The organism is Bacillus cereus group sp. MYBK79-1, assembly GCF_051915365.1.
In the GTDB taxonomy this organism is placed as follows: Bacteria; Bacillota; Bacilli; order Bacillales; family Bacillaceae_G; genus Bacillus_A.
Genome location: NZ_JBQAEO010000020.1, coordinates 1 through 22,113 on the forward strand (window position 1 = coordinate 1; position 22,113 = coordinate 22,113).

The window sequence follows — 22,113 nt, forward strand, 5'->3', positions numbered from 1 at the left end:
AAGCTAGTAAGATCCCTGAAAGATGATCAGGTTGATAGGTTCGAGGTGGAAGCATGGTGACATGTGGAGCTGACGAATACTAATAGATCGAGGACTTAACCATATAATATGTAGCAATGTTATCTAGTTTTGAAGGAATATATATTAAAATTCCTTTTGACATTCTGAAAAGAATGTGTATAATGATAAAAGTCTGGTAATGATGGCAGAGAGGTCACACCCGTTCCCATACCGAACACGGAAGTTAAGCTCTCTAGCGCCGATGGTAGTTGGGACCTTGTCCCTGTGAGAGTAGGACGTTGCCAGGCTTGTATTATTCCGCAGTAGCTCAGCGGTAGAGCTATCGGCTGTTAACCGATCGGTCGTAGGTTCGATTCCTACCTGCGGAGCCATTATGCTTCCATAGCTCAGCTGGTAGAGTACTTCCATGGTAAGGAAGAGGTCACCGGTTCAAGCCCGGTTGGAAGCTTGGAAAAAGTTTTAAATTTTTGGCCCGTTGGTCAAGTGGTTAAGACACCGCCCTTTCACGGCGGTAACACGGGTTCGAATCCCGTACGGGTCACCACTTTTGGAGGATTAGCTCAGCTGGGAGAGCACCTGCCTTACAAGCAGGGGGTCGGCGGTTCGATCCCGTCATCCTCCACCATATATATTTTAAATGTCGGAGGGGTAGCGAAGTGGCTAAACGCGGCGGACTGTAAATCCGCTCCTTCGGGTTCGGCAGTTCGAATCTGCCCCCCTCCACCATTTTCTTTAAAATAACCTGAGAGGGTTTATTTTTTTGAAAAGATAACCATACTAGTAAATATTAATGGGCTATAGCCAAGCGGTAAGGCAACGGACTTTGACTCCGTCATGCGCTGGTTCGAATCCAGCTAGCCCAGCCATTTACGAGCCATTAGCTCAGTTGGTAGAGCATCTGACTTTTAATCAGAGGGTCGAAGGTTCGAATCCTTCATGGCTCACCATTTTCGCGGAAGTAGTTCAGTGGTAGAATACAACCTTGCCAAGGTTGGGGTCGCGGGTTCGAATCCCGTCTTCCGCTTTATTACTAAGGGGCCTTAGCTCAGCTGGGAGAGCGCCTGCCTTGCACGCAGGAGGTCAGCGGTTCGATCCCGCTAGGCTCCATCTAAATAAAAAAGCTTACATCATATGATGTAAGCTTTTTTTGTATTTAAAAAGACAACTTTCATACTTGTCGTTTAAAATGAAGAAAATGTAAAAATAAAGGATGGGTGATAATTGTGAAAGTTGTTATTGCATCTGATTCATATAAAGAAAGCTTAAAAGCTATAAAAGTATGTGAAGCTATTGAAAGAGGATTTGGAGCAATTTTTCCTAAAGCAGAGTACGTAAAAATACCAATTGGAGATGGAGGTGAAGGAACGGTTGATTCACTTGTGGATGCTACAGATGGAAGAATGATACCCCTTCATGTGACAGGACCGCTCGGAGAACGTGTACAAGCCTTTTACGGTATGTCTAAAGATAAAAAGACAGCGTTTATTGAAATGGCAGCAGCATCAGGATTACAACATGTTCCGGTTAAAAAGCGAAACCCACTTATTACAACGACGAAAGGAACAGGAGAACTTATACTACATGCGCTAGACGAAGGAGCTGAGCACATTATTTTAGGACTTGGCGGAAGTGCTACAAATGATGGCGGAGCAGGTATGTTGTCAGCTTTAGGGGTCAGGTTTATAAATGGAAAAGGGGAAGTAATAGAGCCATCTGGAGGGACGTTACGTTCGATTGTCGCTATTGACTTTTCGCGAATGGATTCACGCTTAACGCATATAAAGATAGAAGCAGCATGTGATGTAGATAATCCGTTAGTTGGAATAAGGGGAGCATCTTTCGTATTTGGGAAGCAAAAGGGTGCGAATGCAGAGATGATGGAAGAGCTGGATAAGAATTTAAAGCATTATGCGAATATCCTTAAACAATACTTATCTTGCGACGTATCTAAAATACCTGGCGCAGGAGCCGCAGGAGGTATGGGAGCAGCTGTTATTGCAGTGTTAAAAGGAAACTTGCGGAGAGGAATTGAAATTGTATTAGATTATACAAACTTTGATAAGCATATAGAAGGTGCAGACTTAATTATAACTGGTGAAGGGAGAATAGATGAACAAACAGCATATGGAAAGGCCCCTGTAGGTGTTGCGGAGCGTGCAAAGCATTTTCGTATTCCTGTCATTGCTATTGGAGGATCTGTATCTCCGAATTATCCGGCTGTTCATGAAAAAGGAATTGATGCAGTGTTTAGTATTACAGCGAGTCCGATGACGTTAGAAGAGGCATATAAAGTAGCAGAAGAGAATGTTGAAATGACAGCAAAGAATATTGCAGCAGTGTGGAAAATTGCATCAGAAAAACACTTCTAAATGTAGGAGTGTTTTTTATTATTATTTAATAATAATGATGTTAGTTGTTTCATCAAGTTAACTTTATACATAGAATAGTCTTAACATTTGGATTTTAAAGCGGATATAAGTGAATAATTTGTATATCCATACAGAAAAATGTCGAGTTGAGTCAGACTATATAAAAGATTTAAAATATTTAGTGAAGGCACAAAAGGGGGATACTATCTATGAAAAAAGAAATCTCAGTTATTGGAGTTCCAATGGATTTAGGACAGATGCGTCGCGGGGTAGATATGGGGCCAAGCGCAATCCGTTATGCAGGCGTAATTGAAAGAATTGAAGAAATTGGATATGACGTTAAAGATATGGGAGATATATGTATAGAGAGAGAAAAAGAAGTAGATGTAAATACAAGCTTAAGAAACCTTACACAAGTTGCAACTGTATGTAACGAATTAGCAAGTAAGGTAGATCATATTATAGAAGAAGGACGTTTTCCACTTGTATTAGGTGGCGACCATAGTATCGCTATTGGTACATTAGCTGGTGTTGCGAAACATTATAAAAACTTAGGTGTTATTTGGTATGATGCACATGGTGATTTAAATACAGAAGAAACTTCACCATCTGGAAATATTCATGGTATGTCACTTGCTGCAAGTTTAGGATATGGACATCCCGCGCTTGTAGATTTATACGGGGCATATCCAAAGGTGAAAAAAGAGAACGTTGTAATTATCGGTGCACGTGCATTAGATGAAGGGGAAAAAGACTTTATTCGCAATGAAGGCATTAAAGTATTCTCAATGCACGAGATTGATCGTATGGGTATGACGGCTGTTATGGAAGAAACAATCGCGTATTTATCTCATACTGATGGTGTGCATTTATCATTAGATTTAGATGGTCTTGATCCTCATGATGCACCAGGAGTTGGAACACCTGTAATTGGTGGTTTATCTTATCGTGAAAGCCATTTAGCAATGGAAATGTTAGCAGAAGCTGATATTGTTACATCTGCTGAGTTTGTTGAGGTAAATACGATTTTAGATGAGCGAAATAGAACGGCAACAACAGCAGTTGCTTTAATGGGTTCTTTATTCGGTGAAAAACTAAAATAAATGTAAGAAAAGCAACTGAGAAGTTGCTTTTTTTATTTGAAAATAGGCGTATAATAATGATTTATATTATACTGTAAGATAAAAATGTTTGACATCTTACCAATTTGAGGTAAAGGGGGTTGTTTGTAATTGTCGTTTGTTTCATGTATGGTATAATTAACTAGTTGTTGGAAATACATACAGATAGAGCATAAAACAATATTTCAATATATGGATAGAATTGCTCGTAAGTAGGAGGAAGGGATAGCATGCCTTTTGAAGATACGACCATTTTGAAATATCTTAGTACGGCATTAGATATTGCCATTGTATGGTTTATTATATATAAGCTAATTCTTATAATCCGAGGGACGAAAGCTGTTCAACTTTTAAAAGGGATTACAGTTATCATTGTCGTTAAGATGATTAGTATTTTCCTTGAATTGCATACGCTATCTTGGCTAACTGAACAAGTATTAACGTGGGGATTTTTAGCCGTTATTATTATCTTTCAGCCAGAATTGCGAAGAGCACTTGAGCAGCTAGGACGTGGGAGCTTATTTTCACGTACTGGAACCCATGAGGATGATGAGTCTGAAATGGTTGCAACAGCGATAGCAAAAGCAACGGAATATATGGGGAAACGTAGAATTGGTGCATTAATTACTTTGTCAAAAGAGACCGGTATGGTTGATTATGTGGAAACAGGTATTCCGCTAAATGCAAACGTATCATCGGAATTACTCATTAATATTTTCATTCCTAATACACCTCTTCACGATGGAGCGGTCATTATGCAAGGAAGTACCATTAAAGCAGCAGCATGCTATCTTCCATTATCAGAAAGTCCGTTTATTTCTAAAGAATTAGGAACTAGACATCGTGCTGCAATGGGAGTTAGTGAAGTTACTGATAGTATTACAGTAGTTGTGTCTGAAGAAACTGGTCAAATTTCTTTAACGAAAAATGGTAAGTTGCATCGTGATTTGAAGACAGAACAGCTGAAGGATATGTTATTAGCTGAATTTAGTGGAAACGAAAAAACGACTTCTTCGTCTTTATGGAATTGGAGGAGAAAGCGTCATGGATAAGTTAATGGAGAATCATTGGTTTTTAAAGGGTATCTCATTACTATTGGCGTGTATGCTTTTTATGTCAGCGACGTTAACTGAAAAAAATACGACATCAGGTATATTACCTTTTGCAAATGATACGAAAGAAACATTAACTAATTATGAGATTAATCTTAAGTATGATGAGGAGAAATATATTGTAAGTGGTATTCCAGCAGAGGGCGTTAAGGTGAAGTTAGAAGGCCCAAAAGCATCAGTTGCTACAGCAAAAGCAAAAAAACAATTTGACATACCGATTGATTTGCGAGATAGTCCAAAAGGAACTTATGAGATTTCTTTAAAAACGAACGGGCTTCCAGATGATGTGAAAGGAACAGTTCAGCCATCAACAATTAAAGTTACTCTTCATGAAAAGGCGAGAAAATATGTTCATGTAGATTTGAAATTATCAAATGAGGATCAGATGCCAGCGGGGGCTACTCTCGAAAAATCAAGCCTTAAACCGGATACTGTTGAGGTAGTTGGGACGAAAGAAGAAATTGAAAGCATTTCAGCTGCCAAAGCGTATGTTGATTTAAAGGGTGTTAATAAAACTGTTACAAAAACGCCCGAAGTTACATTATACAATAAAGAAGGAAAACGTTTAAATGTAAGAACAAGTCCATCTAAGATTAGTGTAACGTTGAATGTGGCAACGCAAACTACAGCCAATAATACTGAAAAAACTGTTCCTGTAACGTATACGAAAAAGGGGAATTTAGCAGAAGGATTGGCCGTTACAAATATTAGCGTTGAGCCGCGAGAAGTAACGATAGCAGGTCCAAAAGATGTATTGGATAATATACAATCGATAGGGGGGGTCGAAGTAGATCTTAGTCAATTGACAGAGTCTACAACATTCGATACCTCTGTTTTATTGCCAAAGGGTGTAACAAGTGCAAAACCGAATCAAGTGAAGGTTTCAGTAGGCGTACAAAAAACAAAACAAACGAAAACAAGAACGATTGATGGTATATCGATTCAAAAAAATGGACTTTCTAAAGATGTTACGGTCCAGCTACTTTCGCCGCAAGATGGGAAGATAAGCGTTGATATTTCAGGAGAAACAAGTATAGTAGATAAAATAACAGCAGCTCAAATAACAGCAGCCATTAATCTGCAAAATGTATCTCCGGGAACAAAGGATGTTTCCATTCAAGTGAGCGGTCCTAGTAATATTTCAATAGAACCAAAGCAAAAAAGTGCTAAGGTCACAATTGTGGAGAAAGAAAGTCCAGATAAAGAAGTACAAGGTGACGGTGAAAAAACAGATTCAAATCATAACCAAGATAATCAAACTGAAAAACCAAAAAATCCTGAACCTGAACCTAAGCCTGACCCGGAAAAGGAACAAGAACAAAATAAAGATAAAGAAAAAGAAACTAGTCAAGAGCCAACAGTAGATAATCAAAAAGAGCCAGAAAAAGGAGCGAATCATAATGGGTAAATATTTTGGTACAGATGGAGTACGTGGGGTTGCGAACCAGGAGTTAACACCTGAATTAGCGTTCAAAATTGGACGTTTTGGTGGTTATGTATTAACAAAAGATACAGATCGTCCAAAAGTAATTATCGGCCGTGACACACGTATATCAGGACATATGTTAGAAGGAGCTTTAGTAGCAGGTCTATTATCAACTGGAGCAGAAGTAATGCGTCTTGGTGTTATTTCTACACCGGGTGTTGCTTATTTAACAAAAGCGTTAGATGCACAAGCAGGTGTTATGATTTCTGCATCTCATAATCCAGTACAAGATAACGGAATTAAATTCTTCGGTTCAGACGGTTTTAAATTAACAGATGAGCAAGAAGCAGAAATCGAAGCTTTATTAGATAAAGAAGTTGATGAATTACCACGTCCGACAGGTACTAACCTTGGACAAGTGAGTGATTATTTTGAAGGCGGACAAAAATATTTACAATACATTAAACAAACTGTAGAGGAAGACTTCTCTGGTTTACATATCGCTTTAGATTGCGCGCATGGTGCTACGTCTTCGTTAGCTCCGTATTTATTTGCTGATTTAGAAGCTGATATTTCAACAATGGGAACTTCACCAAACGGTATGAATATTAACGATGGAGTAGGTTCTACACATCCAGAAGTATTAGCGGAATTAGTAAAAGAAAAAGGTGCTGATATCGGTCTTGCTTTTGATGGTGACGGTGACCGTTTAATCGCTGTAGATGAAAAAGGAAACATCGTTGATGGCGATCAAATTATGTTTATTTGTGCGAAATACATGAAAGAAACTGGTCAACTGAAGCACAATACAGTTGTTTCAACGGTTATGAGTAACTTAGGTTTCTACAAAGCACTTGAAGCTAACAGTATTACAAGTGATAAAACAGCAGTTGGTGATCGCTACGTAATGGAAGAGATGAAGCGTGGTGGATATAACCTGGGCGGAGAACAATCAGGTCACATTATCTTACTTGATTACATTACAACTGGTGATGGAATGTTAAGTGCACTTCAACTGGTAAACATCATGAAAATGACGAAAAAACCATTATCTGAGCTTGCAGGTGAGATGACAAAATTCCCACAATTACTAGTAAACGTTCGTGTAACAGATAAAAAACTAGCATTAGAAAATGAAAAAATTAAAGAAATTATTCGTGTTGTAGAGGAAGAAATGAACGGTGATGGCCGCATTCTTGTTCGTCCATCTGGAACAGAACCACTTATTCGTGTAATGGCAGAAGCACCAACACAAGAAGTTTGTGATGCATATGTACATCGCATTGTAGAAGTTGTGAAAGCCGAAGTTGGCGCTGAATAATTCAATAAATTTATTGAAAAGGAGCACAAGAAGTGCTCCTTTTTCATATGTTTTATAGACGATGAAAAAAATTTCATTGACGGTTTATCTATGTTTGTTATAAGATGGTCTTGTTCTTTTTCTCAAAGGAAATATTGTAAAGTATAGAAGCGCCAGAACTACAAGCAGTGTAGTTGACGAGGTGGGGTTTATCGAGATTTCGGCGGATGACTCCCGGTTGTTCATCATAACCGCAAGCTTTTACTTAAATCATTAAGGTGACTTAGTGGACAAAGGTGAGAGTGTGATGAGAGAAAAGGAACGGATACAAACTAGCTGTATAAGTATATACGGACTTAAACCCAATCGAGAGGAAGGTGAAAGCCGTTACAAGCTTACAGGGCTAGCAATATGTAATCCGTTTTTTAGTATAAATAAAAATGGTATCGGACTATGTCGTTACATGTTCGCAGAGCAATGTAAGCATTTGTAACGGCGACTAAACATGTGTGGAATCGTAGGATTTATTGGAGAGCAAGATGCAAAGGAAATTTTATTAAAAGGTTTAGAAAAGCTAGAATATCGTGGATATGATTCAGCAGGTATTGCAGTACAAACAGAGAACGGTGTTGTTGTATACAAAGAGAAAGGTCGTATTGCAAAACTTCGCGAAATCGTAGATGAGAACGTAGCAGCAAGCGTGGGAATCGGTCACACACGCTGGGCTACACATGGTGTTCCAAGCAAAGTAAACGCGCATCCGCATCAAAGTACATCAAAACGCTTTACACTAGTTCATAACGGTGTAATTGAAAACTATGAATTAGTGAAAAAAGAATATTTACAAGATGTAACGTTCGTAAGTGAAACTGATACAGAGATTATCGTACAGCTTATGGAACAACAAGTGAGCACAGGACTAAGTGTAGAAGAAGCGTTCCGTAATACGCTATCTCTTTTACATGGCTCTTATGCAATCGGATTACTTGATGCTGAAAATCCAAACATGATTTATGTTGCTAAAAACAAAAGCCCGCTATTAGTAGGTGTTGGTGACAACTTTAATGTTGTGGCTAGCGACGCTATGGCGATGTTACAAGTTACAGATCAATTTATTGAATTAATGGATAAAGAAATTGTAATTGTAACGAAAGAAAGTATTACAATTAAAAACTTACAAGGTGAAACGATTGAACGTGCACCGTTTACAGCGGAATTAGACGCAAGTGATATTGAAAAAGGAACATACCCTCATTTCATGCTTAAAGAAATCGATGAGCAACCACTTGTAATCCGTAATATAATTCAAAAGTATCAAGATGAAAATGGTGAGATTGAATTAGATCAAGATATCCGCAATGCGATTTTAGCTAGCGATCGTGTTTACATCATTGCATGTGGAACAAGTTATCACGCAGGTCTTGTTGGAAAACAATTTATCGAGAAGTTTGCAAAAATGCCAGTTGAAGTGCATGTAGCAAGTGAATTCTCTTATAACATGCCATTATTAACAGAAAGACCATTCTTCATTTACATTTCACAAAGTGGTGAAACAGCTGATAGCCGTGCAGTACTTGTACAAACGAATGAAATGGGTCATAAAGCATTAACGATTACAAACGTACCTGGTTCTACGCTTTCTCGTGAAGCTGATTATACACTTCCGTTATACGCGGGACCAGAAATCGCAGTTGCATCAACGAAAGCTTACACAGCACAGCTTGCAGTACTTTCAATTTTAGCTGCGGACATTGCTAAAGCGAAGGGCGAAGTTCTTGATTTCGATTTAACACACGAATTAGGACTTGTAGCAAATGCAATGATAGAACTTTGTGATCAAAAAGAAGAAATGGACGCATTAGCAAAACAATTTTTAGCAACAACTCGTAACTGTTTCTTTATCGGACGTAGCGTAGACTTCTACGTAGGATTAGAAGGTGCGTTAAAGTTAAAAGAAATCTCTTACATCCAAGCAGAAGGATTTGCTGGAGGAGAATTAAAACACGGTACAATCGCCTTAATCGAAAATGGTACACCAGTTATCGCACTTGCTACACAAGAGCATGTAAACCTTGGAATTCGTGGTAACGTGAAAGAAGTAGTAGCACGCGGAGCTAACCCATGTATCATCTCAATGAAAGGCTTAGAAATGGAAGGTGACAGCTTCGTATTACCAGCTGTACACGAAGCACTAGCACCGCTAGTAGCAGTTATTCCATTCCAACTTATCTCATACTACGCAGCACTTCACCGCGAGTGTGACGTTGATAAGCCACGTAACTTAGCTAAGTCTGTTACGGTTGAGTAGGAGATTGGTAGGTTAATAAATATAGCCTTAAAATTAATTTACGAATTCGTACCCCTTTAGATATGTTATCTAAAGGGGTATTTTTATGCCGAAAAAGAACATCGAAAATTGGTAAGTGGATAGAACCCTATAGATTAAATTTTTACTTTATCAGATTCACTTTTATTTATCTGAATTTTCTGTTATCATTTTAAGTATTCGTGAACAATTTCCTTTATTACGACAAGAAGAGACGATAGATTCATGGACATTACAAGGGGGGCTTATTATATGAAAGTGAAAGCAAAAACATATTTAAGTATAGAAGAGATTATTTCATTACCGGCCTTATCAAGTGCAAACATAAGTGATGATGGAAAAAACGTAGCATTTGTAAAAAAGACAGCTAACTGGGACGACAATACGTATAGAAATCATGTATGGATATATGAGAAAGATAAAGGACAGAGTTATCCACTAACAAATGGGGATATAGATAGTACACATCCATTATGGTCTCCAGATTCTAAGACTATTGCATACCTTAGCCCAGGCAGTGACGGAGCTAATACAAATCAGATCTTTGTTAAATCAATAGACGGTGGTAGTGAGGTTCAAATTACAAATGAGAAGGATGGAGTTAATACATTCAAATGGGAGCCTACTGGTAAAGGTTTTTATTATGTTGCACAGTCAAAAGAATGTGAGGAAATAAAGAAGTATAAGGAACGATATGGAGATTTCCACCATGTAGGTAAGGAACATCGGAATAATTGTTTATACTACATTGAGATAGAAAAAGTGATACAAAATGATAAAGAGGAACGTGAGATTAATGGTGTTTATCAACTAACGGATGGTAAGGAGTTTTATATACATAACTTTGATATTTCAAATGATGGGAAAAAGGTTGTATGTATGGCTACGCCAAACTTAAACGATTATATGAATGGTGATCTCTACATATTAGATGTTGAAGTTGGAGAAATACGGAAAATGAATATGGATAAGTTGTTAGGAGGGAGCGTCTGCTTTTCTCCCGAGGGCGATAAAATATGTTACGCAGCAAGCATAAGAGAGAAGGATTACTATAGAAATCATATACAAGATAGTACAGTAGAGATATATGATCTGAATACTGGAGAAATAATTCAACCTTTAACAAATTTTGATAGTACGGTTATGCCATTACAGTGGACAGCTAAAGGAATTTTAATTAGATGGCAGGATAAAACGAATTACCGTATTGGCTTGCTGTGTGAGGATGGCACTGTAGAAATGTTAAGCGAAATAGTAGATGGGTTTATAATGGATGCCTCTATAACAAGGGATGGCAATCATATAACATATACTAAGGCTATAACAAATGAAACCTTTGAAATCTATTTGGATGATAAAAAAATAACGAATGAAAATAGCTTTTTCGAAGGCAAGCTTAAAAGTAACAGGGAAATCATCTCATGGAGAAGTAGTGATGGTCTTGAAATAGAAGGTGTTTTATCAACCCCAGTAGAGTTTGAGGCAAATAAAAAATATCCCTTATTAGTAGTAATCCATGGTGGTCCGAATTGGGCGTCCTTTCCGATATTTTCAGACTGTTTTAATGAGAAATATCCGATTGAACAGTTTATCGAAAAAGGCTTTATCGTTTTAGAGCCAAACTATAGAGGAAGTTCTGGTTATGGTAATGAATTTTTACAAGCAAACTATAGAAAACAAGGATTTGTTGATTATGATGATATTATATCTGGAGTGGATGCACTAGTTGAAAAAGGGATGGTAGATAAAGAGAGAGTAGGAGTTATGGGATGGAGTAACGGAGGATATATATCAGCTTTTTGTTCTACATTTAGCAGTAGATTTAAAGCTATTTCAGTTGGGGGCGGAATTACGAACTGGGGTACCCATTATGTAAATACAGATATCCCTTACTTTATTAGCATGTATTTAGGAAATACTCCATGGAATGATCCGGATATATATAAGAAAACATCACCAATGACATATATTAAATCAGCCTGTACGCCTACGTTAATTCAACATGGGGAAAAGGATGTAAGAATTCCAATTACAAATGCATATGAGCTATATGAAGGATTAAGAGATATGGAAGTTGATACAGAATTAATTATATTTAAAGGAATGGCATATAGTTCTGATCAGCCAGGAATGAATGTAGCTATTATGAAGCAGAACTTGATGTGGTTTTCCCACTATATTCTTGGAGAAAGTATGGAGGGCTTTCGTACTATATAATGAATATTCGTACAGGGATTTTCCGTTGTGCAATCGGGTCAGATTGTTGTAAACTGTATGCAAACCATTATGATTATAAGGAAACGTAATTCGGAGGACTAATATGACAGCGAATAAAAATGAGTTATCTGTAGAACAACGTGAAGAACTATTAAAAGTATTACAAGCTCGTTTTGAGAAAAACATGAATCGCCATGAAGGTCTTGAATGGGCTAAAGTTGAAGCAAAGCTAGCTACTAATAATGAAAAATTATGGTCAATTCATGAAATGGAAGTAACTGGCGGTGAGCCGGATGTTGTTGGTTATGATGAAGAGAAGGACGAGTATACTTTCTATGATTGTTCAAAGGAGAGTCCTAAAGGTCGCAGAAGTTTTTGTTATGATCTTGAAGCGTTAGAGTCAAGAAAAAAACATAAACCAGAAAATAACGTTATTGATGTAGCAAATGCTATGGGTATTGAATTATTAACGGAAGAACAATATCGAGAGTTGCAACAGCTTGGGGATTTCGATATGAAATCATCAAGCTGGGTACAAACGCCTTCAGATATTAGAGAACTCGGAGGTGCTCTATTTTGCGATTATCGCTTCGGACACGTTTTTGTGTACCACAATGGAGCAGATTCATACTATGCTGCTAGAGGATTTCGCGGTTCGTTAAGAGTTTAAATTTGGAGTAAATAAGAAAAAGAGCCTATACGTAGGCTCTTTTTCTTATTTATATTTTAAAAGTAAACTGTTACTACGCAGTTTTACTTAATTTATATGCTTCATGGTTGTTTTTACGGAAAAGTTTAGGGAAAACATAGCCATCTAATCCAATACGTCCAGCATTATGACCTGCAACTAAAATGAACATAGTTAAAATAAGTAAATTTGGGTTTACACTAACAGTTCCACTTAGTAAAAATGAAAGATTCATTATAATTCCAAAGAATGCAGCAGTTTTTGTTAATCCGCCTAAAATTAAACCTAGACCTACTAAAATTTCTCCCCATTGAACTAAAAAGCTAAATAGGTCTGCGTTTGGAAGAACAAAGTGTTGAAGGAAATCTGCCCACCAAGTTTGTACGGCAGGGTGGTCACCTGATGCCTGAGCAATAGCGCCCTTTAGAAAACCACTTGCATCAAAAGATTGTCCGAAAACTTTACCTATCCCAGCAGCGAGCCATGCATATCCTATGTAAAATCGTAAAAATAATAATATGAAAGCAGCACGTTTATCAGTTCTTAAAAAATTGATAACCATTGAAATCCCTCCAATATGTTATTTACATGTTTATTATATATCCATTGTGAAAAGATTCACAATGGATAAAGTGTGAACAAAGATTGTGATTTTTCATTTGTACATAAAGTATTTGGAAATGTATTGTTTGGAGGGTGAATAATACATGAAGGGAGCTCTCCACTAAAATAGGTAGCTCCCTTCATGTATGTTCTTTTAACTAGCTACTATTAGTTTAGCTTGTCTTTTCCTTATTATTTCTCTGGTTTTATATAAGGAACAACTTGTGCAGTAACCCCTACAGAAGCACCGCGGATAAAGTCTTGTTTTTCTAATGCCTTAAAGTTTTCTGTTTTTCCTGTTAGCATAACACCTGAAATTTTCACTTGTTCAAATGGTTTGCCCTTGTTTAATTTTAAAAACTTCTGGATAGTTTCGTCATGTCCATCGTCATCGTATTGGTTAAGTGAATCAACGAACTCTTTGTACGCTTCTTTAGGGGACTTATCTGGATTAAATCCATAAACGGGCATACCAGCAGGTCCTTTGCTTTCATCTCTAATTGGTGAGATCATATATAGCCATACAATGTTTAAGTTGTCTGGAATTTTTTCTTTAATTTCTTGTAGTGTGTAGGGCTGGTTGAAGGAGATAGCAACTTCGGCAACATAGTTGTTCATTTGTGAAACTTCCCCTAATTCATTTTGGACACCATCAAAATATTCTTTAATAGCGGGATTATAAAATGTTGCAAATTTTTTCTTTGTTTGTTTATCGTACTCATAGAACTCTGTATCGGACCAATAAAAACCAGGCGTTAATTCATTGGAATCGATATTGATACGGAGCCAACCATAGGAGCTTGTTAATGTATTCCACGGGACTACATAACCATTAATGTTTTTAGAACGATTTGATATAATATTGCCGCCAAACATGGATGAATTACTCGTTACTTGAGAATCAATTTGTACATTTGGTTCTGCAATAGCGTTATGTAAAAAGAGTCGTTCATGAAGCTTCGTAGAGCTTTTCGCTGCAAAGTAATTGCCAACTTTATAAATTATAGGGATAAGCATGATTACAACGATAATAGAAGTAATGATGATTTTAAGTAACTGTTTCCTTTTAGCTTTTTTTAATGCACCTTTTAAAGAAGTATCCATTAATATTTTCCTCCTATTTTTGAATGAATGGCTTTACGTGCGCGATGTAATTTTTGTTTAACGCTGTTTACTTGAATATCTAGTATTAGGGCGATTTCCTCATATGAAAAATTGTAGTAGTACTTTAAAAAGAAGGCTTCTTTATATTCTAGTTTTATATCTTTTAATAGATAGAAAATCTCATATTTATTTAAAACAGCATCCAGTTCTCGGTCTGTATATTGTAATTTTGAATAAATCTCTTCAGTTAAATAGATGTTTTGTTGCTCCTTTTTTCTCTTCAAGTCAATGTATTCGTTTAATGCGACTCTGAAAAACCATGGACGTATGTTGCGCTCGGTTAGATCATCTAGCAATGTGTATACTTTATAGAAGGTATTTTGGATGATGTCTTCTGCATCTTCTTTTATAGCCCCTTTCGCTAGTAGTAGTTTGAACACTTCCTCTCCTAAATTGATAAGATAGGAGGTCAATATATTTTCTTTTCCCATCACTTTTCCTCCCTACACTTATACAACGGATAGGTAATGATAAATGTATACATTTAAATTAAAATTTTGTCCTTTATACAAATAGAAAAGGCATATAACAATCCTATGTTATATGCCTTTTCTATTATATATTTAGTAATCTATTTCGGTAATGCAAATTTAGCTTTTTTACCTTGTGAAATATCTTTAGCTTCTTTATTTCTCATAGGTCCTAACTCAATCTCAAAGCTTTTGTCTTTCCAAATCTTTTCATACTGCTCTTGATCTAATATATAGACTTGTAGTAACTCTCCAGATGTTCCAGTTTTAACTGCAGCATTATAGTCGTAATTTAGTAGCATACCTTCATTAATCGTATATTGTGTACCATCATTTACTCTTAAGGTAGAGCTTATAGGAGATAGTGAAACGTCTTGAGCATCTTTGTTGTCAAGCTTGAATTTTACTGTTAACAGAACAAGACCGTTTTTAAAATTTGCAAAGCGTGGAGATTCGACGGAATTTGGTGTAAATTGAGTGAATTGGTATCCGTCTAATGTAACGTTAACAGAGCCTAATTCTTGGCTGTTATTAATACTTGATTTCTCTTTTAACATTTTTTTATCGCCCATGTTATTGGCTGTAGCTTTATCTTGGTAGAAAGTGTTATTTGTTGCAACCTTTTCAGCGCCTTGCTTGTTTAAACTTAATGAAAAGCTTCCAGGGCTTCCGATTGGAGCATCAAATTTTCCTTTATTAGCTTGTGCAGTTGGGACTGTGACTGAGACTGTTGAGAGACTTGAAATTTTGGCTAGATCATCTTTTCCGAATGGATAAGCGATATAACCAGAAATAGTTTCTCCTGCTTTTACTAAGTAATCATTCGTTGGAGCGAGCTTAGTTGGTAGCTGATCTTCTTTTGGAATTAAATCTTTATAGTTACTATATGCTTTCTGCGCACCAGTAAATGACATGTCCAATGCTGGCATATAATAAATATCTTTAGCTGAACTATTTTTTACACTGTAGTTCACAAGAATAACTCCGCCCTCTGTTTGACGGTTAAACGGGATGTCGAAGTTTGTATGGAATCCATTTAATTCAACTAATGTATAGCTATTCATTGATACTGAAACATCTTCAGCTTTATACACTTGTGGTTCCTTATTTTCAAAAAGAACTTTTGTTTTACCACCTGTTTCTTTTTCCATATAGGAAATCAGCTTAGAGTAATCGCTTGAGCTAGTAGCTGTATTTTCAGGCTTTTTATCGTCATTTTTTTTATCTTCGGATTTTTTTTCTTCAGGTTTATTTTCTTTCGTTGTATCCGTTTTTTCTGTTTTGCTTTCTTTTGTTGTATTTTCTTTTTGTTCTTTATTTGTCGTATCGCTTTGACCACAGCCAGTTATTACAAACGCTGCTACGATTACTGTAGAAAATAAAGAAAGTAACTTTTTTGACATGTTTTTTCCCCCTATTTGTTTAAAACTAGTTGAGTCTGTATAATCAGACCGTTTATAACTCTCACATTAGCCCCACAGTTTATTATAAAAAATAAAGCCAGTATTTACCAGTGATTTTCTAATTATTTTAATTATTTAGTTATTGTAATATATTAAAATTAGTAGAAGGTTGGCATGGAATATTGAGTTTTATTTTTTTATTATTTGAAATATTACATCATATTGGTATGATAGAAATAGAGATATATGGAAAGGGGACAAGGACTTAATATGTGGATGAGCTTATAATGATTAGAAACTAGATAGATAAATTTTTCTCTCATAAGTGAGGGTTTATTTAGCTATCTGTAAATCATGCAAGGACTGCATATTTGGCTTGTACATCCCTTTTGTAAGGATAATGTGTAGGGAAATTCATATCTCTTATATAAAGTATGCGTCCTTTAAACCTGGAGGAGTATATGATGAATCACTTAAAAAATAAAATAGCAGTTGTTACAGGTGTAAGTCGTCTAGATGGTATAGGTGCAGCGATTTGTAAAGAATTAGCTGAAGCAGGATACGACATATTTTTTACGTATTGGACAGCGTACGATAAAGAGATGCCTTGGGGCGTTGATCAAAGTGAACAAATACAATTAAAAGAAGAGTTACTAAAAAGCGGTGTGAAAGTATCGAGTATGGAGTTAGATTTAACTCAGAGTGATGCACCGAAAGAGCTTATAAATAAAGTTACTGAACAATTAGGGTACCCTCATATAGTAATTAATAATGCAGCGTATTCTACGAATAATGATTTCTCTAATTTGACTGCTGAAGAATTAGATAAGCATTACATGGTAAATGTTCGTGCGACTACGTTGTTAAGTAGTCAATTTGCCCAAGGGTTTGATAAGAAATCTGGTGGTAGAATTGTGAATATGACATCGGGACAATTTAAAGGGCCTATGGCAGGAGAATTAGCGTATGCAACAACGAAGGGAGCTATTGATGCTCTTACTAGTACGTTGTCAGCTGAGGTAGCTCATCTAGGAATAACAGTGAATGCAATTAATCCAGGTCCAACTAGTACAGGATGGATGACCGAGGAGATAAAGCAAGGATTAAAGCCGATGTTTCCTTTTGGTAGAATTGGTGAGCCAAAGGATGCAGCAAGACTTATTAAGTTTTTAGTAAGTGAAGAAGCAGAGTGGATTACGGGACAAGTTATTCATTCTGAAGGTGGATTTAAAAGGTAAAAAGAAGGTATCTCACCCTGGTGAGATACCTTCTTTTTTAATCTTTCTTCAATCTTCGTGCAACACCGTTGCCTAAAGACTGTAGCCCTTGAACGAGGATAATTAAAATAAAGACGGTTGCATACATGACTTCAGGTTCGTAGCGTAAATGTCCGAATCGATATGCTAAATCACCAAGACCGCCAGCACCTACAAGTCCAGCCATTGCTGTTGCACCAATTAGGCCGATTGTTGCAATTGTTAAGCCAAGTACAAGGGAGGGACGAGCTTCTTTCACCATAACGTGCCAAATAATTTTTATAGTAGAAACTCCCATTGCTTGGTAAGCTTCAATAACACCACGATCCACTTCTAATAAAGCTGTCTCCATTAATCGGGCGATATAAGGAGCTGTGAATACGACAAGCGGTACGATAACACCTTGCACGCCAATGGATGTTCCCATTAGAAACTTTGTAAAAGGTAAAATGAAGAATAATAGAATGATAAATGGAAGAGAGCGAATGATATTAATAATTGTATTAAGAATTGGATAAATGATTTTATTTTCGTGCTGTCCACCAGGTCTCGTTAAAACAAGTGTGACACCAAGTGGTAGCGCAATAAGGATAGAGATGAATAGTGAAATAGATGTCATTTGAAATGTTTGAATGGTTGCTTCCCATATGACTTTACCCCATTCATCCAAAAAGGACTTGTTTCCCATAATCTGTTCTACCTCCTTCTACGATGATCCCTTGATCTTGTAAAAATGATAAAGCACGGGCTACTTCAGTTTTTTCACCTTGCATATGAATGATCAGTTTCCCATATGCTTCATGTTTTAACTGTGTAATATTACCGGATAAAATATTCGGATACACTTGAAAACGTTTTGTAGCGATAGCTAACGCTGGTTCGCCAGAAGAGTTTCCTATAAATGAAAGTGTTACGATTTCTCCGGTTCTTTGTAGCTCTTTCTGTACGTCTTCTGGAATCTTCGCTGCAAATGCACTATTTACGAATTTCTTCGTTGTTACATGTTGTGGGTTTGTGAAGATATCCTTTACAGTCCCGCTTTCGACTACTGCTCCATATTCCATAACAGCAACTCGGTCACATATACGCTGGATGACATTCATTTCATGTGTAATTAATAAAATTGTAATCCCGATTTCTTCGTTAATCTTTAATAATAGATCAAGAATAGATTCCGTTGTTTCTGGGTCTAAAGCGCTCGTTGCTTCGTCACTTAATAACACTTCTGGTTCATGTGATAGTGCACGTGCAATGGCAACACGTTGTTTCTGACCACCAGAAAGTTCACTCGGATAGGCATCTTTTCGATTAAAAAGATCGACAATACGTAAATACTTTTCTACCCTTTTTTCAATTTCATTTTTGGGAAGACCAGATAGACGTAACGGTAATGCGATATTTTCATAAACTGTAACGGTTTTAAGTAAATTAAATCCTTGAAAAATCATCCCGATTTTTTGTCTCGCTTTTGCGAGTCCTTTTGCTGATAAAGTTGTTAAGTCTTGGTCGTTTACAATGATATTTCCTGTCGTTGGTTTTTCTAATAAATTTACACATCGAATTAATGTACTTTTACCAGCACCGCTATATCCAATGATTCCAAATACTTCGCCCTTTTTTACCTGAAGGGAAGTAGGTTTAAGAGCTTCTACATTCCCTTGTTTTGTTGTGAATACTTTGGATACATTTTTTAATTCAATCATTATCGTCAGCTCCTACCAAGACGGTAAAACAGAACCATCAAATTTTTTCTCGATAAATTCTTTTATTTCTTTAGATTGATACGCTTTCTTTAATTTATTTACAACAGCATCATCTTTATTTTCAGTACGAACAACGACCCAGTTCACATATGGTGAATCTTTTCCTTCACGGAAGATAGAATCTTTCGCAGGGCTTAATTTTGCACCTAATGCAAAGTTTGTATTAATTGCAGCTGCTTTCACTTCACTTAGTTGTGTCGGTAATTGAGATGCCTCTAATTCAACAATCTTTAAGTTTTTTGGATTTTCAATTACATCTTTCGCAGTCGCTTTTTCTGTCGCCTTTGGATCTACTTTTAAAACTCCTGCTTTTTCAAATAGCTTTAAAGCTCGAAGTTCATTCGTTGGATCATTTGGCACAGCAATCGCATCGCCCTCTTTTAAGTCTTTTACATCTTTTAAGCTTTTAGAATATACGCCCATAGGGAATGTCACTGTTGAAAATACTTCTGTTAATTTCATATTGCGTTCCGCTTTAAATACGTCTAAATATGATTTCGTTTGATAGCTATTTACATCGAGGCTTTTTTCATCTAAAGATACGTTTGGTGCTACATAATCATTAAATACTTTTACATCAATTTCGAGACCTTCTTTCGCTGCTACTTCTTTTACCTTTTCAAAAATTTGTTCATGCGGTCCACCCGTTACGCCGACAGTAATCTTTTTATCATCTAATGCTTTTACCTCTTTATCAGAATTAGCACCACATGCACCTAACAATAATACTGCTCCACTTACAATGCTTAATAATACTTTTTTCATCTATAATTCCCCCTTCATATACGTTCCAAAATAAAAAGCACCTCTCAAAAATAAGAGAGGTGCCGAATAGACAAGATAGGTTCCTCTCTTATCTTCCAAAACGAAAACTCGTTTTGCAGGAATTAGCACCTTAGCTTATACGTCATAAGCTCGGTTGCCGGGCATCATCGGGCCAGTCCCTCCGCCACTCTTGATAAGAGTATGTGTATGTAGTTTTTAAATATGGTACTAATAGTAAATCTTACAAAAAGAATTGTCAATGTTATTTTCTGAATATATTTTATTTTAAGGTAATCGAAACATTCCCCTTCTTATGTCCCTTTTCCACATATATATGGGCTTCAGCAATTTCTTCTAATCGGTAAGTTCTATCAATAACGGGCTTTAGTTTTTCCGTTTCGACTAGTTTCTTTAATAGAATCATATCGTCTTTACTTACCTTTGCCATCATTCCATTCACAGATACATATTTACCATGGGGTGTTAATGTATTTGTACAAAGGGATTTTTTATACTTCCCAACTGCATCAAATATAATATCGTAGCGCTCGCACCGCTTAGTAAAATCTTCTTTCGTATAATCAATTACTTTATCAGCTCCTAAAGATTGAACGAGTTCGAGATTTGAATTACTACAAACAGCCGTAACGGTCGCACCGAAATATTTAGCAAGTTGTACAGCAGCTGTTCCTACTGAACCAGATGCGCCATATATAAGTACTTGTTGCCCTTTTTTTATACGGCCCTTTCTCAGGAAATGCAATGCTGAAGTTCCACCAAAAGGAATAACTGCCGCTTCTTCATACGTCACATTGGTAGGTTTTAATGTTATTAGTCCACTTTCATGTACGCATGTGTACTCGGCATAACCACCGACATTAAGCTCTGTTAATGCAAAAACTTGGTCTCCTTTTTCAAATTGAGTTACATCTGTTCCTATTTCTTCGATTTCACCAGCTAGCTCCACGCCGAGTATAGGTTTTCTTGGTTTTTTAAAACCTAATATAATCCGCATAGGAATCCAAAATAAAAGGGGGCTATTAAAGCCGCGCATTCTACAATCTCCAGTTGTTACACTTGTTGCGTGAATTTTAATTAATACTTCGTTCTTTTTAGGTGTAGGTTTCTCTATATTTTGAAGCTGGAGAACGTTAGGTGGTCCATACCGTGTGCAAATGATCGCCTTCATAATGACCTCCTGAAATGAGTTGTTGTTATTTACATCATATTTAAACTCTTTATCAAACATGTCGCTATATAGCGAATAAAGATTAAAAATTATATAGATTTCATAGGAAAAGAGGTGATATTATTTTTGGAAAGGGGGCGACATTATGAAAAGATTTATTTTTATTTCAAGTTTAGTGTTTGCAATCAGTCTAGGTGCAGGGTGTAGTAACGAGAAAACAACAAAGACTGATGAACCGAAAAAAGAAGCCGTGCAGAAAGAAAAAGAATTAGCAGCGAAGGATGTTTTCAAGAAAACGAATGACGCTTTTAAAAATGAAGAACATGTAACGATGACATATGATGTAGGGGTAAAAGCTGAAGGAACAGAGATGGATATATTAAAGGCTAAGATGCAATTAGAGCCAAAGACAAAGAATTCTCGTTCTGAAATGAATATTTCTGGTACAGATGTTGTAGTGTATACTGTGGATGGTAAAGTTGCTGGTGAGGTGAAAAACCCTAATACAGGAGAAGTTATAACCGTACCAGAGGAGCAATTAAACGCTGGTGGAATGAAAGCGACTCAAGATATTATAGATAAATTAGAAGTACCGGAAGTAGTTTTAGATAAAATGAAGATGGAGAAAAGCGGAGATAAATATAAACTGAAATTTACATTAAAAGGGCAAGAAACAGAAAGTATGTTAACTAGCATGGATGAAACGCAGAAGAAAATGTTACAAGCACAAAATGCGAAGATAGAAGAAGTGGATGCAGAATATATCATTACAAAAGATTTTAAATATGAATCAGCAAAGATAGACATGATTATGAGTGGTGGTAATGGTGGGGATAAAGCACACATTATTACGAACGCAAAATATACGTCGTATGAAAAGTTTGACCCGATACAATTGCCAGCAGCAAAATGATAGTTTT

General features: G+C 36.5%; 19 protein-coding genes, 9 tRNA genes, 2 rRNA genes and 1 riboswitch. Of the genes, 22 read left to right on the forward strand and 8 right to left on the reverse strand.

Annotated elements, in window-relative coordinates; genetic code table 11:
* The 20 genes from ACTFOB_RS22940 to ACTFOB_RS23035 form a co-directional block, all read left to right on the forward strand.
* Window positions 1-103, forward strand: a 23S ribosomal RNA gene (locus ACTFOB_RS22940); the annotation flags it as partial.
* Window positions 104-192: 89 nt separating this feature from the next.
* Window positions 193-308 (forward strand): 5S ribosomal RNA (gene rrf / locus ACTFOB_RS22945).
* Window positions 309-317: 9 nt separating this feature from the next.
* Window positions 318-392: transfer RNA gene (locus ACTFOB_RS22950), tRNA-Asn, on the forward strand.
* Window positions 393-396: 4 nt separating this feature from the next.
* Window positions 397-469: transfer RNA gene (locus tag ACTFOB_RS22955), tRNA-Thr, on the forward strand.
* A gap of 21 nt (window positions 470-490) precedes the next feature.
* Window positions 491-565, forward strand: a tRNA-Glu gene (locus tag ACTFOB_RS22960).
* Window positions 566-570: 5 nt separating this feature from the next.
* A tRNA-Val gene (locus ACTFOB_RS22965) sits at window positions 571-646 on the forward strand.
* Between the two features lie 17 nt (window positions 647-663).
* Window positions 664-747, forward strand: a tRNA-Tyr gene (locus tag ACTFOB_RS22970).
* 65 nt (window positions 748-812) lie between these two features.
* Window positions 813-887: transfer RNA gene (locus ACTFOB_RS22975), tRNA-Gln, on the forward strand.
* Window positions 888-892: 5 nt separating this feature from the next.
* Window positions 893-968 (forward strand) — tRNA-Lys (locus ACTFOB_RS22980).
* 5 nt (window positions 969-973) lie between these two features.
* Window positions 974-1,045 (forward strand) — tRNA-Gly (locus ACTFOB_RS22985).
* A 10-nt stretch (window positions 1,046-1,055) separates the two neighbouring features.
* Window positions 1,056-1,128: transfer RNA gene (locus ACTFOB_RS22990), tRNA-Ala, on the forward strand.
* Window positions 1,129-1,244: 116 nt separating this feature from the next.
* Window positions 1,245-2,390, forward strand: a complete 1,146-nt coding sequence (locus tag ACTFOB_RS22995) for a glycerate kinase (RefSeq protein WP_440029327.1) — start codon at window positions 1,245-1,247, stop codon at window positions 2,388-2,390.
* Between the two features lie 209 nt (window positions 2,391-2,599).
* On the forward strand, window positions 2,600-3,493 hold the full coding sequence (gene rocF / locus ACTFOB_RS23000; protein ID WP_000711567.1) for an arginase: 894 nt from the start codon (window positions 2,600-2,602) through the stop codon (window positions 3,491-3,493).
* Between the two features lie 248 nt (window positions 3,494-3,741).
* A complete protein-coding gene (gene cdaA, locus ACTFOB_RS23005; RefSeq protein ID WP_440029325.1) occupies window positions 3,742-4,563 on the forward strand; it encodes a diadenylate cyclase CdaA in 822 nt (273 codons plus the stop codon).
* The gene (locus ACTFOB_RS23010) at window positions 4,556-6,031 is read left to right on the forward strand and encodes a CdaR family protein (protein WP_440029323.1); all 1,476 of its coding nucleotides are present in this window, start codon (window positions 4,556-4,558) and stop codon (window positions 6,029-6,031) included. The genes cdaA and ACTFOB_RS23010 overlap by 8 nt, the downstream gene beginning before the upstream one ends.
* Window positions 6,024-7,370, forward strand: a complete 1,347-nt coding sequence (glmM, locus tag ACTFOB_RS23015; protein WP_440029321.1) for a phosphoglucosamine mutase — start codon at window positions 6,024-6,026, stop codon at window positions 7,368-7,370. Before ACTFOB_RS23010 ends, glmM begins: the two co-directional genes overlap by 8 nt.
* Before the next feature lie 286 nt (window positions 7,371-7,656).
* Window positions 7,657-7,842, forward strand: a complete 186-nt coding sequence (locus tag ACTFOB_RS23020) for a hypothetical protein (protein ID WP_001208183.1) — start codon at window positions 7,657-7,659, stop codon at window positions 7,840-7,842.
* A gap of 12 nt (window positions 7,843-7,854) precedes the next feature.
* Entirely contained in the window at window positions 7,855-9,657 is a 1,803-nt protein-coding gene (glmS, locus tag ACTFOB_RS23025) for a glutamine--fructose-6-phosphate transaminase (isomerizing) (RefSeq protein WP_440029319.1), read from the forward strand.
* A 270-nt stretch (window positions 9,658-9,927) separates the two neighbouring features.
* Complete coding sequence (locus ACTFOB_RS23030; protein WP_440029317.1) at window positions 9,928-11,892, forward strand: S9 family peptidase; 1,965 nt, start codon at window positions 9,928-9,930, stop codon at window positions 11,890-11,892.
* 103 nt (window positions 11,893-11,995) lie between these two features.
* The gene (locus ACTFOB_RS23035; protein WP_151635428.1) at window positions 11,996-12,562 is read left to right on the forward strand and encodes a DUF4256 domain-containing protein; all 567 of its coding nucleotides are present in this window, start codon (window positions 11,996-11,998) and stop codon (window positions 12,560-12,562) included.
* Window positions 12,563-12,635: 73 nt separating this feature from the next.
* On the opposite strand, the gene ACTFOB_RS23040 is transcribed toward ACTFOB_RS23035, so the two are convergent.
* The 4 genes from ACTFOB_RS23040 to ACTFOB_RS23055 form a co-directional block, all read right to left on the reverse strand.
* Entirely contained in the window at window positions 12,636-13,142 is a 507-nt protein-coding gene (locus ACTFOB_RS23040; RefSeq protein ID WP_151635430.1) for a DoxX family membrane protein, read from the reverse strand.
* A 233-nt stretch (window positions 13,143-13,375) separates the two neighbouring features.
* A complete protein-coding gene (locus ACTFOB_RS23045) occupies window positions 13,376-14,287 on the reverse strand; it encodes a sigma factor regulator N-terminal domain-containing protein (RefSeq protein WP_440029316.1) in 912 nt (303 codons plus the stop codon).
* A complete protein-coding gene (locus ACTFOB_RS23050; protein WP_440029314.1) occupies window positions 14,287-14,778 on the reverse strand; it encodes an RNA polymerase sigma factor in 492 nt (163 codons plus the stop codon). Before ACTFOB_RS23050 ends, ACTFOB_RS23045 begins: the two co-directional genes overlap by 1 nt.
* Before the next feature lie 140 nt (window positions 14,779-14,918).
* Window positions 14,919-16,220: a DUF5068 domain-containing protein gene (locus ACTFOB_RS23055; RefSeq protein WP_440029312.1), complete on the reverse strand. Its 1,302-nt coding sequence runs from the start codon at window positions 16,218-16,220 to the stop codon at window positions 14,919-14,921.
* Window positions 16,221-16,681: 461 nt separating this feature from the next.
* Between ACTFOB_RS23055 and ACTFOB_RS23060 the strand changes: the two genes are divergently transcribed.
* Complete coding sequence (locus tag ACTFOB_RS23060) at window positions 16,682-17,458, forward strand: SDR family oxidoreductase (protein WP_440029311.1); 777 nt, start codon at window positions 16,682-16,684, stop codon at window positions 17,456-17,458.
* Window positions 17,459-17,495: 37 nt separating this feature from the next.
* On the opposite strand, the gene ACTFOB_RS23065 is transcribed toward ACTFOB_RS23060, so the two are convergent.
* The 4 genes from ACTFOB_RS23065 to ACTFOB_RS23080 all read right to left on the reverse strand — a co-directional run bounded on the left by ACTFOB_RS23065 (window position 17,496) and on the right by ACTFOB_RS23080 (window position 21,193).
* Complete coding sequence (locus tag ACTFOB_RS23065; RefSeq protein ID WP_000527137.1) at window positions 17,496-18,164, reverse strand: methionine ABC transporter permease; 669 nt, start codon at window positions 18,162-18,164, stop codon at window positions 17,496-17,498.
* Complete coding sequence (locus ACTFOB_RS23070; RefSeq protein ID WP_440029309.1) at window positions 18,139-19,179, reverse strand: methionine ABC transporter ATP-binding protein; 1,041 nt, start codon at window positions 19,177-19,179, stop codon at window positions 18,139-18,141. Before ACTFOB_RS23070 ends, ACTFOB_RS23065 begins: the two co-directional genes overlap by 26 nt.
* 12 nt (window positions 19,180-19,191) lie before the next feature.
* Window positions 19,192-20,004, reverse strand: a complete 813-nt coding sequence (locus tag ACTFOB_RS23075) for a MetQ/NlpA family ABC transporter substrate-binding protein (protein ID WP_440029308.1) — start codon at window positions 20,002-20,004, stop codon at window positions 19,192-19,194.
* 85 nt (window positions 20,005-20,089) lie between these two features.
* Window positions 20,090-20,204: riboswitch (SAM riboswitch) on the reverse strand.
* Window positions 20,205-20,284: 80 nt separating this feature from the next.
* Window positions 20,285-21,193, reverse strand: a complete 909-nt coding sequence (locus ACTFOB_RS23080) for an NAD(P)-dependent alcohol dehydrogenase (protein ID WP_440029306.1) — start codon at window positions 21,191-21,193, stop codon at window positions 20,285-20,287.
* Window positions 21,194-21,338: 145 nt separating this feature from the next.
* On the opposite strand from ACTFOB_RS23080, the gene ACTFOB_RS23085 reads away from it, so the two are divergent.
* On the forward strand, window positions 21,339-22,106 hold the full coding sequence (locus ACTFOB_RS23085) for a hypothetical protein (RefSeq protein WP_440029305.1): 768 nt from the start codon (window positions 21,339-21,341) through the stop codon (window positions 22,104-22,106).
* Window positions 22,107-22,113 lie beyond the last annotated feature (7 nt).